General features: G+C 62.1%; 12 protein-coding genes and 1 pseudogene. 6 read left to right on the top strand and 7 right to left on the bottom strand.

Going from position 1 to position 15,991, the window contains the following annotated elements; genetic code table 11:
* The first annotated feature begins 858 nt into the window (after window positions 1-858).
* The 5 genes from HL671_RS39190 to HL671_RS25590 all read left to right on the top strand — a co-directional run bounded on the left by HL671_RS39190 (window position 859) and on the right by HL671_RS25590 (window position 6,111).
* Entirely contained in the window at window positions 859-1,845 is a 987-nt protein-coding gene (locus HL671_RS39190; RefSeq protein ID WP_172239869.1) for a hypothetical protein, read from the top strand.
* A gap of 68 nt (window positions 1,846-1,913) precedes the next feature.
* The gene (locus tag HL671_RS25605) at window positions 1,914-2,960 is read left to right on the top strand and encodes a DUF7146 domain-containing protein (RefSeq protein WP_172239866.1); all 1,047 of its coding nucleotides are present in this window, start codon (window positions 1,914-1,916) and stop codon (window positions 2,958-2,960) included.
* A 339-nt stretch (window positions 2,961-3,299) separates the two neighbouring features.
* Window positions 3,300-4,235 carry a DUF2493 domain-containing protein gene (locus HL671_RS25600; protein WP_172239863.1) on the top strand — a complete coding sequence of 312 codons (936 nt, stop codon included), beginning with the start codon at window positions 3,300-3,302 and terminating at the stop codon, window positions 4,233-4,235.
* 775 nt (window positions 4,236-5,010) lie between these two features.
* Window positions 5,011-5,331, top strand: coding sequence for a DUF736 domain-containing protein (locus HL671_RS25595; RefSeq protein ID WP_172239860.1), 321 nt, complete (start codon window positions 5,011-5,013; stop codon window positions 5,329-5,331).
* 354 nt (window positions 5,332-5,685) lie between these two features.
* On the top strand, window positions 5,686-6,111 hold the full coding sequence (locus HL671_RS25590; protein ID WP_172239857.1) for a nuclear transport factor 2 family protein: 426 nt from the start codon (window positions 5,686-5,688) through the stop codon (window positions 6,109-6,111).
* A gap of 883 nt (window positions 6,112-6,994) precedes the next feature.
* Here HL671_RS25590 and HL671_RS25585 read toward each other — a convergent pair.
* The 6 genes and pseudogenes from HL671_RS25585 to HL671_RS25560 form a co-directional block, all read right to left on the bottom strand.
* Entirely contained in the window at window positions 6,995-7,153 is a 159-nt protein-coding gene (locus HL671_RS25585; RefSeq protein ID WP_246705944.1) for a response regulator, read from the bottom strand.
* A gap of 321 nt (window positions 7,154-7,474) precedes the next feature.
* Entirely contained in the window at window positions 7,475-8,434 is a 960-nt protein-coding gene (locus tag HL671_RS25580) for an alpha/beta fold hydrolase (protein ID WP_172239851.1), read from the bottom strand.
* Window positions 8,435-8,517: 83 nt separating this feature from the next.
* Window positions 8,518-9,864, bottom strand: a complete 1,347-nt coding sequence (locus tag HL671_RS25575) for an FAD-dependent oxidoreductase (RefSeq protein WP_172239848.1) — start codon at window positions 9,862-9,864, stop codon at window positions 8,518-8,520.
* Window positions 9,865-10,175: 311 nt separating this feature from the next.
* Window positions 10,176-10,694: a hypothetical protein gene (locus HL671_RS25570; protein ID WP_172239845.1), complete on the bottom strand. Its 519-nt coding sequence runs from the start codon at window positions 10,692-10,694 to the stop codon at window positions 10,176-10,178.
* Window positions 10,695-10,952: 258 nt separating this feature from the next.
* Entirely contained in the window at window positions 10,953-11,327 is a 375-nt protein-coding gene (locus HL671_RS25565) for a hypothetical protein (RefSeq protein ID WP_172239842.1), read from the bottom strand.
* Window positions 11,328-11,628: 301 nt separating this feature from the next.
* Window positions 11,629-12,037 (bottom strand): annotated as a pseudogene (locus HL671_RS25560) (DUF4396 domain-containing protein); the annotation flags it as partial.
* 184 nt (window positions 12,038-12,221) lie between these two features.
* On the opposite strand from HL671_RS25560, the gene HL671_RS25555 reads away from it, so the two are divergent.
* Window positions 12,222-13,490 carry a type II restriction endonuclease gene (locus tag HL671_RS25555; protein WP_172239839.1) on the top strand — a complete coding sequence of 423 codons (1,269 nt, stop codon included), beginning with the start codon at window positions 12,222-12,224 and terminating at the stop codon, window positions 13,488-13,490.
* A 50-nt stretch (window positions 13,491-13,540) separates the two neighbouring features.
* On the opposite strand, the gene HL671_RS25550 is transcribed toward HL671_RS25555, so the two are convergent.
* Window positions 13,541-15,946, bottom strand: a complete 2,406-nt coding sequence (locus HL671_RS25550; RefSeq protein WP_172239836.1) for a heavy metal translocating P-type ATPase — start codon at window positions 15,944-15,946, stop codon at window positions 13,541-13,543.
* Window positions 15,947-15,991 lie beyond the last annotated feature (45 nt).

Below are 15,991 nucleotides of genomic sequence, written 5' to 3'. Positions count from 1 at the left end.
CAGAGTCATCCAGCTAACAGGACACTTGACGCATAATCTAAAACATGGAGCCCCTCGATCAGTTCCGCGCCTTCCGCGATCTCGTCGAGAAGGGTAGGACCGAGGAGGAGGTTGCAGCCGCTTTCTTCGTCAGCGTGTCGGTGGTCAAGCAACGGCTCAGGCTCGCCGCCGTCTCGCCAAGGCTGCTCGACGTCTATGCCGAAGATGGCATGACTCTCGATCAATTGATGGCGTTTGCGGTCAATCCGGACCATGAGCGCCAAGAGCAGGTGTGGGAGGCCGTGCAGCGGTCGCACAACAAGGAACCCTACTTCATCCGCCGCCTCCTCACCGAGGGCGGCGTGCGCGCCTCGGACAAGCGCGCTCAGTTCGTCGGGATAGAGGCCTACGAGAGCGCCGGCGGCGACATCATGCGAGACCTGTTCCAGCAGGATGATGGCGGCTGGTTGCAAGATCCGGTGCTGCTTGAGCGGCTTGTTGCCGAGAAGCTGGAGCGCGAGGCGGACAACATCCGCTCCGAGGGTTGGAAATGGGTGGAGATTGCGATCGATTTTCCCTACGGCCACACCTACGGTCTGCGCCGTATCTCCGGCGAGTCCGTCGCCATGACCGACGAGGAGGTTGCCGCGGCCGAAGCCCTGCGCGCCGAGCACGAACGTCTGGAGCAGGAGCATTCCGACGTGGACGTGCTACCCGAAGCGATCGATCAGCGGCTTGGCGAGATCGAGACGGCGNATCGATCAGCGGCTTGGCGAGATCGAGACGGCGCTTGCCGAACTCGATGAGCGGCCGGTCCAGTACGATCCTGACGAGATCGCCCGCGCGGGTGCCTTCTGCAGCATCGACGCGTCGGGTGTCTTGCGGATCGACCGCGGATATGTCCGCCCCGAGGACGAGCCGACCATTCCGGAGCCCGAGCGGGAAGCTGATACGCACTCGGACGGAACCCAGTCCGTAACCTCTGCTCCGGCAGATGTCGACGGCGCGCAGGCGGTTACCTCAGTCGCCGAGGCTGAGGCAGAGCAAGAGGACGGCATCAAACCGATCCCGGATCGCTTGATGACCGAGCTCACGGCATATCGCACGCTCGCCCTGCGCGATGCGTTGGCTCAGGACCCGGACACCGCGTTCCTGGCCGGGCTGCACGCGCTCTGCCTAAAGCTGTTCTACCGCTATACGCCCGAATCCTGCCTCGACATCGACGCCAAGAGCGTCGTCTTCGGCAACCAGGCGCCGGGCCTCGGCGATGCCACGATCGCCAAGGCCGTCGACGAGAGGCACCGGCGCTGGTCGGAGCAGTTGCCGCGTGAATCAGCCGAGCTCTGGGACGCGCTCTCCACCTTCGATCGGGACAGCCGCGGTGTCCTGTTCGCACATTGCATCGCCCTCAGCGTCAATGCGGTGTACGAGCCCTGGAATCGGCGGCCGCGTGCGCTGGCTCACGCCGACCGCCTCGCCGAGGAGATCAGGCTCGATGTCGCCGCCGCTGGCTGGTCGCCGACCGTCGACAATTATCTCGGGCGGGTGACCAAGGCCCGCATTCTGCAAGCCGTTCGCGAAGCCAAGGGCGACACCGCCGCTCAGCTCATCGAGCATCTGAAGAAGGGCGAGATGGCGGAGAGGGCCCAAGAACTGCTCGCCGGCACCGGCTGGCTTCCTGAGCCGCTGCGTACGCCTGGCCAAGCAATCAGCGTCGCATCGCCGGCGTCTGAATCTGGCCTGATCTCCCCGTCCGCTTCGGGGGAGGATGCGCCAGTGAGCGAATGCGAAGCGGCCATGCCCGATGTAGAGTATCCGCTCGAAGATGCAATTCTCCCCGACGAGCCGCTTGTCGCGGCAGAGTAGACAAGCAGAAGCGTCGATCTCGAAGGCCCGCCGTCACCGGCGGGCCTTCTTTTTGGCGGGGATCAGTTATGTCAGCCCAAGCATCCGATCTCGCCCGCCGGCTTGCCGAGCGGGCCGAACTCGTCTGCCGGCACTATCTTTCCAATGGTCGGCGCGTTGGCCGCTACTGGGTGGTCGGCGACGTCCGCAACGCATCTGGTCGATCCATGTTCGTTCGGCTGCGCCCACCTCATGGGGGTCAGGGAGCGGCCGGCAAGTGGACGGATGCCGCGACTGCTGAACACGGCGATCTGCTCGATATCATCAGGGAAAGCTGCGGCCTTGTTGAATTCCGCGATGTCCTTGCCGAGGCGCGGCGTTTTCTCAGCCTGCCACAGATCGAGCTGGAATCTAAATCGCCGCTTCCACCCGCGCCCAGCGGTTCGCCGGAATCAGCGCAGCGGCTGTTTGCCATGTCAAAACCTGTCCATGGCACGATCGCCGAAACATATTTTCGGGCGCGCGGCATTTTGGCCTTGCACGAGACCTCAAGCCTCCGGTTTCACCCGCGTTGCTACTACAGGCCGGATGATGACCGCCCGACCGAAACCTGGCCAGCCCTGATCGCCGCCGTCACGACAATTGATGGCGCCATCACCGGCGTTCATCGCACTTGGCTCGATCCCTCCGGTAAGAGCAAGGCGCCGATCGATACGCCGCGCCGGGCGATGGGCCTTCTACTCGGCAATGCGGTTCGATTCGGTGTTACCGACGATGTGCTCGCTGCAGGCGAAGGCATCGAGACCATGCTCTCCTTGCGCTGTGCATTGCCGACCCTGCCAATGGCATCAGCGCTATCGGCCAACCATCTCGCAGCCATGTTGCTTCCACCGAGCCTGCGCCGGCTTTACATCGCCCGGGATACCGATGCGGCCGGAGAGGCGGGCGCAACAGCTTTGGCGCAGCGTGCTGGAGCCGCCGGTATCGAGGCGATCCGACTGTCGCCCCGGCTTGACGATTTCAACGAGGATCTCCGCACCTTCGGCGTCGATGAGCTCCGGGCAGCGTTGCACATTCAGCTCGCGCCAGCGGACGTCGTCCGCTTCCTACCGCCGACGGTCGCGATCACGCCATAAACGCCTGCGCTTCGCAATCGAAGTCGACAGCCCGATCAAGGCGAGACGACGTCGCCGGAGAGCCGCGCCCCGGCCTTCTAGGGGCGATCGGACGGCAGGCGGGCCGAACCGGCAATGGCAGGGTGCGGCTATTTTCCGCCGGCGGTGGTCACAACGCAAACCAGGCTCCATGGGCCGAAACCGCCTTTGCATCGCGAAGCAAAATAGCCGCGCCCTGCCATCCTCCGCTGTCGCTTCGGCCCTCCGCGTTGCTCCGGGTTCTGGTCCAGCCCGCCCGCCGTCTGAGTGATCGCCACGAAGGCCGCGATGGACGCGGCCAGTCCACGGAGGACCTCATCCATGACCGATCGTGACGACACCGAATTCGAACCGCAGCACGGCTCATCATCGCTTCACCACGTCCTGACCGAACTGCAACTTTGCGGTTACCGACCGTTCAGCGACGAACCTGACCCGCGGCCGCTTCCCGAAGCCAAGACGATCACCGGCGCCGTTGTCGACATCTTCGATGCCGTCGTGGCGACCCTGAGCGACAGCCGCATGGAGCCGGACCTCGAAGACCTGCTCTGGTCGACGGTCAATCTATTCCATCGAGCCACAGGTCGCATCGAGCGCCAGCTCGACGACAACGAGCAGGCTCAGCGCAGGAGTCAACGTGAGCAGGATGGCTCCGAGGTGTGCTCGGTCGAACTAGAGCGTCTCGTCATGGATGGACTCTCGTTGATCGAGCGTCGCAACTGCATGGAACTGTTTCGCGAGCAGGCCATCGCACAATTCGAAACTCACACCGGCTCACTCTGGCGCCCCCGATCCGGGTCGCTGGTCGACCATCGCTCGATCACCGCCGCCGTGATCGACTCCAGAGACTTTCTCGCCGCCAAGCGTCGCGCCGAGACGGAGGTGCTTGTTCCCGTCGGGCCCAAGATCGCACTGACTGGAGGACTCGACTTCGACGACCATCGTCTGATCTGGGATCGCCTCGACAAAGTTCACGCCAAACACCCCGACATGGTCCTCTTGCATGGAGGCTCACCGAAGGGCGCCGAGTTGATTGCGGCCAAATGGGCAGCGAATCGCAAGGTCCCACAGGTCGCATTCAAGCCGGACTGGTCAAAGCACGCCAAGTCCGCACCATTCAAGCGCAACGACCTCATGCTGACGATGATGCCGATCGGCGTCATGGTCTTCCCGGGAACGGGAATTCAGGACAACCTCGCGGACAAAGCGAAGCGAATGGGAATCCCGGTCTGGAAGTTCGGCGACGGCGGCGCATAGCGCCGCGATCGAGTCCCGCGACTCATGCCGTGCTGCTACTGCAAGAACGCTCCGAGAAATCAGCGCGCGTCGTCAACCGCGCTGACCATCGTCGCCACACGCGACCTGCGACTTTATCCAGACGGCTGGTTGACGTTACCATACGATCGTCGATTTCCGCCTCTACAGAAGCGCCCGTGGAGACCAGAGCGGGCTTGGACGGGTCTTCGATTGCGCTCGCATCCGCGACCAGAGCAGCATGTACGCTTCGCCGTCGCCTCGATCGCTAGTTCGGTCGTCTCGCGCGGTGACGTCGGGCCTATCCGATAGGCGGCGCTTTCCTCAGAGCATTTCATGACCACCATGCCAGCGCTTCGGCGCGTGCGGGTTTGGGTTCGGAGCATTGTCGTTGGCGCGCTTATATTCGGCAGATGAACCGCCTCTCCCTGCACGCTCTCTCTTTCCACCTGAAAACGAACCGACCGCTTGTATCGTACGACCGATGGCAGTCACATCTCCTCTCGATGTTGTTCAGCACGCGAACACCTTGCCTCTTTGATGGCTTGATCTGGCCGAAGACCGGCTGCGCCTCGACCGTCTGAGCCGCAACGCCATTTCTGCGACTTTCTTCCCCTGGGCTAAAGCCCATTCCTCGCGAGACAAGAAAGTCTCAGCCATGGCGTCCTCCGCTGTGCTCCGGCCCTTAAAGCGGGTGCGTCGCCGATCGTCATTCGGCCTGTTCATCGCCATCGAGGCCGCGGTGGTCGCGGTCCGAAACAACCTAAGGAGAAGTGACATGGCTACCATCGGTTCGTTCAAAAAGGTCGGCAACGATTTCCAGGGCGAGATCGTCACCCTGAGCGTGCAGGCCAAAGGCGTCCGCATCGTCGCCGAATCCAATCGCTCCAACGACAATGCTCCGAGCCACCGCGTGTACGTGCGCCGAGCCGAAATCGGGGCAGCATGGTCGAAGCGCTCTGAGGAAGGTCGCGACTACCTCTCGCTCAAGCTCGACGACCCCTCGTTCAACTCGCCGATCTACGCCAATCTCTTCGATGACGAGGGAGGCGAGGGTTACACGCTGCTCTGGTCGCGGCCGCGCAAGAGCGCCGATTGACCGACACTTAGCCAAACCTCGCCCGGCTCCGCCGGGCGAGGCTCTCTGATGCGACCGCCGCCGACGGCCATCGCGATCGACCGATATACCCGCTCGAACAAAGTCACCGCGACGCGGCCCTACTGAGCCCCTTGTCATTGGCGAGATGCAGCCGGCACCGGGCAACTTCATCCAAACGCGCCCTCTACGACGGGGATGGTGCGCTGCGGCAGCTCGACGGCATCAGCTCCGCTCGTCAACCCGCATTAGTTGTGCTACGATGCATTGTCCCGTCGATCAGGGACTTAATTTCAATACAACGATTATTTTGGGAGGGAATTGCAGATGCGATGGTCTTATGTCCTGTGCTTCCTCATGGCGACATTCGCCGTGCCCGCTATTGCTGCCGATGCCGATCAAAGCCTCAAGCATGAGGTAGAAAAGATCGGTGCCGCCTACGCGGACAACTTCAACAAGCAGAATGCCGCAGGCATCGCGGCCCTCTATGCGAACGGCGGTATGATGGTCAACGCGGCAGGGCCTCACACGAACATCGCAGAGACCTATGAGGGAGTATTCAAAGCCGGGTTCAATCACAATGAGATCACGGTAGATCAGGTTACAGCTTTGGGACCGGACACCCTGGTTGCGATCGGTCAAGTCCATCTCACCGGCAAGAACGCAGCCGGCGAACCAATGGATTTCAAGGGGCTTTGGACAGCGACGGATGTCCGCGAAGGCGGGGTTTGGAAAATTCGCGTACTCGCCGCTTTCCCAAAAGCGCCACCTCCGAAGAATTAGAGCAGCGACTGAGGCCGCGGTCGGAGGTTCTTCTCCTCTGCGGCCCGAAGCCGCTTGTAAGGTGCTCAAGATCACCAACAGCAGGCGGTCCGGTACGACGATTGCAGCTACCAGGTGCACGTTCGCTTGGCGCCCGATCGGGATCACGCTCGCGCGTGCACGGATGGCGCTCGCGCCTGAAGCGGCCCGAGGGTTGATTGTTCCCATGAACGCGCAGAGCGGCAAGATGAGCCCGGGCCAGAGGCGAATCCACCCGGGCTCGTCATTGCAGGAGGGCCATGCTGGGACGGGCCCGCACGGAATGTATTCCGGCATCGTTAAGAGACGAACAATATCCCACTTTGTTCTCTCCGGAGAACTACGGTGTCCTCCAGCGGAACACGCTGCGATCTTGAGGCGATCTCCGATCCGGATCGCGAATACCGGTCGCGCCGACCTCGACGATCTTCCCGCAGAGCCTGCTGGGGCGCGTCGTTGAAAGCTTAGCTTGGGAGCCTCACCCCGATTTGGGTATCCGACCCTTGCCGCCGCACTTCGTGCAACGCCCAGGGAATATTCTGCGGCCTGACTCCGGCTGCCGGGCGGGCGCCGTGCCGGTGCCGTCGCACGCGTCGCACTTGATCTCGGCCGCGCGACCCTTCGTCATGCCTGACCCGTCGCCGAGAAGGTCGATGCCGGCGGCGGGCGGCGCACCGGCAGCTCCGCGCTCCTCGGGGAGCGCGATGGACCGGCCGCCATTGCGTCGTATCGGCCGACCAGCGCCAGCAAGCGACGTCTGGTGAAGGGATCGGCACACTCGGCCAGAGCGCGAATGCGCTGTCCGCGTTCTCTGCAGAAGTCCTCGTCCATCACGCCACTCCACCTGAGCAAGATTCATCGGAGGTCATCGCGGCGGCTTCAGTTCTCCGGCGAGCCAGCCGACCACATCAGTCTTCATCGGATCCGCGGCGAAGGCAACCGTCTCAAAGCGCTCGCAGGTCGAGCATTCAAATATGCGCCCTTCGATTCCTCTTTGGCCGGGAAAGATGCGCACCAACACCATTCGGTGTTTGCATGCCGGACACAACGGCCTCTCGTTATCTGAGATAGTCATCCGTCACCCCCGGAGGGCAATCATACGCGTGGGCAGCGCAAAGTCCCAATCTTCTATGTCCTACGCAATCTTCCCACCGTCCGCCGGGAGGAATGAGTCCCGTCGGAGCGGAAAATGAGCACAGGCAGCGCGGCGTCTTGCACTCGCGATGACGCCTCGCCGCTCCTGACGGACACTTGCCGAGGCGGCACGGCGCTGCAATGTCCTCGCGAAGGTCCGCGGCACGACAGCCAGGCTCCGCGGCAACGAAGCCCGCAGGTCCGACGTCGATCAAAGACCTTTGAGGAATGAGATCAGCAGTTCGCTGACGACCGACGCACGCTCCCGCTGGACCCAGTGCCCGGCGCCCTCGAGAATGTGGCAGCCGCGCAGGTTCGGCAGCGTGTCGCTGAAATTCGCGATCTGCGGCTGCGAGGTGGGAAATTTGAGCACATCGTCGCGCGCCCCGGCGATGAACATCGAGGGTTGCCGGATTACCGTCCCCCGCCACGGCGTCAGCAACTCCCATGAGCGGGTGATGTTACGGTACCAGTTCAGGCCGCCGCGGAAGCCCGTTCGCGAGAATTCCGCCGCATAGTATCCGATGTCGTCGGCACTTAACCAGGATGGAAGCTTCTCCGGTTCGACCATGTTATCCAGGAAACCCTGACCGGGCTGGAGGACTCCAAATGAAACTCGATCAGGTCCATCTCCGGAGCCGCTGAAGTTGATGCGCCGTATCGACGCCGCGACGTCGCGCTCCAACTCTTTCTCGGCCATGCCAGGCGTCTGGAAATACTGCATGTAGAAGGTGTGGATGCCGGCCTTCCTGAGTCCGTCGAGCAGGTTGACTGGACCCGGTGGCGAGAATGGCACGCTCATGCCGACCACTGCGCGGAACATGTCGGGTCGAAGCATGGCCGAATTCCAGGCCACCGGTGCGCCCCAGTCGTGACCGACGATGACGGCTTGCGCTTCACCGAGCTGCTTGACGAGCTCCACCATGTCGCCCACGAGATGCAGTAGCGTATAAGCGGTGGGATCTTCCGGCGCGGTGGTGCCGCCGTAGCCCCTCATATCAGGAGCCACGGCCCGATAGCCGGCCTTCGCCAGAGCGGCAAGCTGGGCGCGCCAGGAGATCCAGAGTTCCGGGAAACCGTGGCATAGCAAAACCAGGGGGCCGCTGCCCTGCATTGCGACCTGCATGCGCAGGCCATTGACGTCAAGAATTTGCAGCTCGGGCTCCGTCATGAGGACCTCTCTTCGGCACAACGACGCCGGATCGTGTAAGGATCGGGAGAAGCCGCCCCGACGGTTCGGTCGGCAATAAGCTCTCAGTTGGAAACGGCCATGAGCGCGTTCACCTTCTCGACGATGTGAGGCTCACGCAACGCAGTAGGCGGGATGAGAAGGTGGTTGACCGCTGTGAGCACCTTGTGCACCGCTGCGTCTTCGATGGCCACTCTTTGCAGCATGCTCCCGAACTTGAGCCGCTGCTGAAAGTCGACCGGGCGCTCTCCCCGGGTTTTCGCGTACATAAAGTCGCTCTCGGCCACCCCCCAAGGCGCGGCGAGCACGCCCTGAATCGCGGTAAAGAAGGCTGGCGCCACGTCGTTCAATGGAAGCGCATTGCCGGCGCGTTCGTCGAGCAACGTCTTGAGAACGCTGACCTGCTGCACGGCGACCGTCATCCCCTGGCCAAACGCGGGATTGAACCGGCAAATCACATCGCCGACCGGCACAAGCCCTTTGGGAAATGTCGCCAGCGCTTCAAACCTCCTACGGACGCTGCACGGGAAGACGAAGCGGTGGATGACGCCGACCATCGTTGCATCCTTGATCGCCTCATAGACGGTTGGCGTTCGGAGCGTCTTTGCAAAGGCTACAAATCCTTGCAGGTCATCCGGCGGATGGTCGCCGTGCATGCCACTCAACGAAATCTGCCATCTGTTGTTCTCGACCGAGAACAGGAAGGCGCCACGCCCGCTCTGGGCGTCGGGGCGATGGATAATCCCCCGCCACTCGCGCGAGGCGCCGGGCGGGATATCGAAAATGGCAGTAGCATAACCGATGTCGACACCGATCTCGGTCTCGGCGGGTCTTGGCAAGCCGAGTTCGTGAAGGGCATCGAGTGTAAGATTGCCGCGCGACGAAGCATCGATGACGATATCAGCGTCAAGCCGACATGGTTGGCCGTTCGCCTCGTCATGATACACGCCGCTGACCGACGATTTGTCAGCCGAATGCGCCAGACGCCTCACGCGACACTGTGGAAGCAACGCAATATTGCCCTGCCGTTCGACCAGGCGTCTAGCGACCGATTCGACGAGCGGCCGGGTCATGCAGAGCGTGTCGAATCCGAAGTCGCGGCGCGGCCACGGATCGAAACCGGGCGTTTCCACCAAAATATCGATAGCAGCTCTCGCCCGGACCGCGCCAGCAAGCTCAAGCTCCGTCTCGAATTCGGGAAAGAATTGCAGCAAGGCGTTCAGCCCGGCTTTGAGCAGCGTATGGGCCTGCCGGCAATGAGGGGTGCCGGTCCGCGCTTCAGGCCCGGCGGGCAGAAGGTCGCGCTCCAGCACCGTGACTTTTTCGAAATGTGCGGACAGAGCCTTCGCCGCGGCGAGGCCGGCGATTCCTGCTCCGATGACAATGGCATGCTTGCCCAATGGACTGGCCATGCGGCTCCCTTGAAAATGTGGACATCAGATGCGGAGGCGAGTTGCGGAAAAGATCGATAATGCGAAATAGGATGTCGAAGAAAAGTAACTGAGGCTAACGACGCGTGGCTGCCCGTTCAAGGCGAAATTCCGGGCAAAAGGGGAAGAACCGCCGCGCGCAGGTGTTCAGCCGGAACAGGCATCGTGGCCAAGGCACACCGGGAAGCGCGTCGGCTGCGATCCATTTGCGGCTTGAGAAGCCGAATAGCCTCATCAGGAAACGACGATCACAGCTGACCGGCAACGCCATGCACAGCCAAGGGACGGACCCCCTAGTCGGGTCGTCGGCGGACGGCTCGGGCCCTGTCCATAAATGCGAGGACGTCCTTTTTGGGATTGGCACGAGCCTCAATCACGACGCGCTGCGGTGCGGCTCCAGCGGCCCGGCCCGCTTTGGTTCGATCATCAATTCGAAGAGATGGTGCGGGTTTCTTTCGCACGAGCTTTCCGCCCGATGGCGCGGTTACTGCCCTTGGCGCTTCGACCTGCCGACCGTTAGACCGCACTTTGCCGACGGGAGCATCCGTCATTTCCTCGGCCTCTGCGCGTTTGCGCCAAACCGTAGAGGACAACGTCCCGATGCTTAAGGGCTTTCCGCCTCCGCTGGTCACGCCCGCGGCGGCCAAAGCCCTAGTCATGTCCCGCCAGCCCAAGCCGCGGCGCTCCGCAGCAGCGAACCAGCCCAAATGTTCGTCTACCAGCCGCGACAGCTTCATCCGCCCTCCGCCAGGAAGATGAAAGTCTTCCGCCATGGCTTTCAAGCCAGCTTCCAGTTCTTTATTCTTGGCCATCTATTGCCCTCAGGGATCCCGACAAGAAATAGAAAGCGAAATCGCCCTCTGCAAGCTTCTGCAATATATGCATAAGAAAGAATAGCTTTGCAGAGACCACACCTGTGCATCTAACGGTATTATAATACCTTTTGAATTGAGCAACAACGATGCGGCTTTCTCGCGAGGACGCACGAGCCAATGCCCCCACACCCAACAGTAGAGAGGCGCCACGACATCACAGTGATTCCGCTTTCTTCGCTCTGGGCAAAGCGCAGCTCAAACCTGACCGCCATGAACTCCCGACCTTCTACGCCAAGCGATACGCTCAAGCGAATCCGCTGCCCTGCTGAGTGCACTAGAGAAATCAGGTAGGTCGATCATGGCCAACAGCAAGCCGGCGATCCAAAACAGGTTTTCATGGGTGAACATCGCAAGAAGCCCCAAAACTGCAACCAGTTGATACTGAACCTTTTGTTCTTTCTGGGCGATATGCTCCGGCAGATGATGCAGTCGCAACATCAAGACGCCGACTGAGAAAACGAGCAGCACCAAAAAAACACCCATGACGACCAGGAGCACGTCGGTTCGCCCAGGCTCTGCAACGAACCATGGCATATGCGCCGGAGGAGTAGAGGGATCGGAAGCGACCATGGGATCCTGCTTGGCTCGCTGAACTCTTCCATCCGGCTCGTCGCAGCCGAGCACACAGCGCTTAGTCGCTCGATCCCTTGATCTAGATCAACCGGGGCAGCCCGAAAGGGCGTCACGCTTAAGCATCACTGCCCTCGTTACTTTCTCGGCCGCGTTGATGTCGCCCTTTCCGTCGTCCAGTCCCAAAGTTGCGCCGGTCACCGAGCCCCCTAACCCGGGGCTCTGGCCCACCTCTCTGCACTGACACATGTCCGCTTAGATTCTCGATCCGAACGTCATCGGGGCGGCGCGCGAATATGGCGCCGCTCATCATGCGCTTCATGAAGAGGGACCGGAATATTAAGAGATGAGAACCCAGCGAGATACTCCACGATGAGATCGATCCACATCGGCAATCCGAGCAGGGCGGTCGTTGCCGCAGCCACGATGATGCCGGTAGCATCTCCGGCGACACAGTGGATGGTGCTGCCACCCCCCGCTTCCAAAGTGGGGAGGTGAATCGCTCGTACTCCCCAGGCCGCGCTCTTTGTCGGCAAGCACGTAGAGCAGGAGGCCCACTGGCCCCATGTACAGCGTGACCAGGATGACGCCCACTTCACCACGGTCGGCTCGGGATTGCCAGCGAACTGGTCATAGGCCACATAGGCTGTCGAGATCAGCGCGATTGCAAACCACGCAATCACCAAATAGTCGTAAGGCAGGGCAACCACGGTCCGCTCCAACCGGTTGTTTGTCACGCAACCGTCGCGCGGGGGCTTTGTTGCGGTTTGATAAATATCTGGCAGAGTGAGATTCCGGTCCATCGCTGTAATATCTGCCACCCCGGGCCATCGCGCGGCGCGTTGACGCGCGCAAAATCCGGGGAGGCAATGCGAATGATGAGGGAGGCTAAGATTGACTGATCTGCTGCGCGTGTTGATCGAACGGTGGCGCGAGGACTCAGGGTCGACCTATCGCACATGGTTCTTGTGGGACGAACGGCTCAAGAATTTCCGGTCCATCCGTCGCGGCATTGCTCAGGTAGTCGAGGAGATCGAAGCGGGAACGTTCGGCAACGTTTACAAGGGCTCTTCCCTCGAAACGATCGTGGGGTCGATCGCCGAGCAGAGACAGATATTCAAAGGTGCAGATCACGCTTTCTTGTGGAAGCCGAAGCTTCGGATTCCCGACATCTACGAAGATGCTGCCAATCAGAGGGCGTTCGGTAGACTGCTCCATCACTGCTGCTGCTGTGACACTGAGCAGGAGCTCGTCGATGGAATTGAGACAATCGATAGATTGGCGATCAAGGGCCTAGGGCCCGCCGTCGCCAATCTTTTGTATTTCTTGCACCCGACCTTGATGCCGCCGTTCAACACCGCAATCGTCAACGGCTTCAACACGGTCACGGGATCGAAGGTGAAGCTTGGACGTTGGGATCAGTACCTCGCCATGCGACAGGGCGTCTTGGAGCTGAACCGCAGCTATCGCGATCTCCTGTCGAACGATCTCGGCGCAATCGCGGGATTTCTATTCGATGTCGGCACCGAACGCTTTAGCGCGCCTCCCGTCGGCACAGGCGATGCCGCGAGAGACGCATGGCTATTGGAGCTTTCGAAGGCACGGGAGACCGCGAAACGGCAGGAAGGGCCGATCGCGGCCGCGCGAGAGAGCGATCTCACCCATACGCAAATTCAAGCTTGGCTCCGTGACTTGGGCCTGGCGCTGGGATACAAGGTCTGGATCGCCGCAAACGATCGAGGTCGAGCGTACAACGGTACGACTTTGGCCGCCGGGTGCCTCGAGCGCCTTCCGCCCTCCATCGAGGAGGCGGCTGGCGCGGAGTCGATTCGACTTATTGATGTTCTTTGGCTCGATGCCGCGGGCAGCTGCGTGACAGCGGCCTTTGAGGTAGAGCATACGACATCGATCTACTCCGGCATCGTTCGTATGCTTGATCTTGCGTTGAGCAGCGACTTGCATGCGACGGGCGGACTGTTTCTGGTTGCTCCTGACGGCAGAGAGGATGAGGTGCGCAACCAGCTTCGTCGGCCTGCGTTCAGTCGCGTGGCGGACCTGAAGGTGCGTTTCTTGCCTTACGGCGAACTGGAGTGCAACAAGGAAGCGATCGCCCGGTTCGGCACGGGGATGAAGGGCATTCAGGCGATCGCACGCCTGCTCTGAAGGGCGCCTGGCCACAGGTGCCCAAGTTGCAAGCGGCCATGCTGCCGACATCAGATCCGCACTGTCCGCAGCCGCAACGCGTTGCCAACGACGCTGACGGACGAGAGCGCCATCGCGGCCGCAGCAACGATTGGCGACAGCAGCAATCCCAGAGACGGGTAAAGCACCCCGGCCGCGATCGGGATCCCCGCCGCATTGTAGGCGAACGCAAAGAACAGGTTCTGTCTGATGTTCCTCATGGTCGCGCGGGACAGCCGGCGCGCCCGGACGATACCGTTGAGATCCCCCTTGAGGAGGGTGACCCCGGCGCTCTCCATTGCTACGTCGGTCCCCGTGCCCATTGCCACGCCGACTTCGGCGGCGGCCAGCGCCGGTGCGTCGTTCACGCCGTCTCCGGCCATTGCGACTTTCCGGCCTTCCTTCTGTAGCTTGGCGACGACCGCGCTCTTCTGATCCGGCAGGACTTCAGCTTCGACGTCGCCGATGCCGAGCCTGCGCGCGACTGCCTGAGCCGTGGTGCGGTTGTCGCCGGTGAGCATAATGACCCTGACGCCTTCGGCCCCGAGTTCCCGCAGCGCGGCCGGCGTGGACTGCTTGACCGGGTCGGCGATGGCGAGAATGCCGGCGAGCTTGCTGTCGACCGCCATGTTGATGACGGTGGCGCCTTCACCGCGTTGGCGCTCGGCTTCGGATTCCATGGCGGAGGTGTCCACTCCCTGCGAGCGCATGAAGGCGGCGTTGCCGAGCAGAACTTTCTTGCCCTCGACCGTTCCGAGCGCGCCCTTGCCGACGGGCGAGTCGAACTCCTGGACGTCGGTGGTCTGGATGCCTCGCTCCTTGGCCTCGTTCACGATCGCGTCCGCAAGCGGATGCTCGCTCGCGCGTTCGACGCTCGCCGCGAGCCGCAGGACCTCGGCTTCCGAGTAGCTGCCTGCGGGCACGACCGCCACGACCTTCGGCTTGCCTTCCGTGAGAGTGCCTGTCTTGTCCACCACCAAGGTGTCGATACGCTCCATGCGCTCGAGTGCTTCGGCGTTCTTGATCAATACGCCCATGTGAGCGCCGCGCCCGACGCCCACCATGATCGACATGGGAGTGGCCAAACCGAGAGCACAGGGACAGGCGATGATCAGGACGCTGACAGCGGCGACGAGGCCGAAGGCGAAGCGGGGCTCTGGACCGTAGAGCGCCCAGACGGCAAACGCCGCGATCGCGACCACGATGACTGCCGGAACGAACCAGCCTGCGACCTGGTCGGCCAGGCGTTGGATCGGGGCGCGCGAGCGCTGCGCCTGCGCGACCATCTGCACGATCTGGGATAGCATTGTGTCGCTGCCGACCTTTTCGGCGCGCATGACGAAGCCGCCGGAGCGGTTGAGCGTGCCGGCGATCACCTTGCCGCCGACTTCCTTGCTAACCGGCATGGATTCGCCCGTCACCATCGACTCATCGAGGGAGGATCGCCCTTCGGCGATTTCGCCGTCGACGGGCACCTTCTCGCCCGGGCGGACGCGCAGCCGGTCGCCCACCTGCAGCACCGTGATCTGAACTTCCTCGTCAGTGCCGTCGGCGCGGATACGGCGGGCCGTCTTCGGAGCTAGGTCGAGCAAGGCCTTGATCGCTCCTGAGGTGGCCTCGCGCGCCCGAAGCTCAAGAACCTGGCCGAGTAGGACGAGCACGGTGATGACGGCGGCCGCTTCGAAGTAGACGGCGACCGCGCCATCATGCCCTCTGAACGTGGCCGGAAAGACACCTGGGACAAAGGTGGCGACGACGCTATAGACCCACGCCACACCGGTGCCCATCGCGATCAGCGTGAACATGTTCAGATTGCGCGTCAGGACCGATTGCCAGCCGCGCACGAAGAATGGCCAGCCCGCCCAAAGCACCACTGGAGTCGCGAGAACCAACTGGATCCAGTTCGACAGGCTCTGGTCGATCCATCCGTGGTCGCCGATCAGGTGTCCGCCCATCTCGAGGATCACAACGGGAATGGAGAGCGCGAGACCCATCCAGAAGCGGCGGGTCATGTCGATCAGCTCGGGGTTCGGGCCCGTTTCCGCTGTCGCCAGCTCGGGTTCGAGCGCCATGCCGCAGATGGGACAGTTGCCCGGCCCGACCTGGCGTATCTGCGGATGCATCGGGCATGTGTAGATTGTGCCTTCCGGCACATCGGCACGCGGCGCTTGCTGCACTGTCCCGTGGACGTACTTCGCCGGATCGTCCGCGAATTTCGCCCGGCAGCGCTCCGAGCAAAAGTAGAAGGTCTGTCCGTCATGCTCGATCTTGTGGCGAGCCGTGGCGGGGTCGACCAACATGCCGCAGACGGGGTCGACGGTGGTGCCGTGCGCGGGACCATGATGATGGTGATCTGCGGACTCCTGGGAGATGGAGTGAGAGTGTCCGCAGCAGCTACCGCGCGCCTTTTCAGAACCTGGGGCGTCCTGCTTATGCATCATCTACTCCATCTCTTGCGGAATGTACCCTTGGGGGGTATATAC

Source organism: Bradyrhizobium denitrificans (assembly GCF_013179005.1).
Taxonomy (GTDB): Bacteria; Pseudomonadota; Alphaproteobacteria; order Rhizobiales; family Xanthobacteraceae; genus Bradyrhizobium; species Bradyrhizobium denitrificans.
This window is presented reverse-complemented; position numbering and strand designations above follow the sequence as displayed.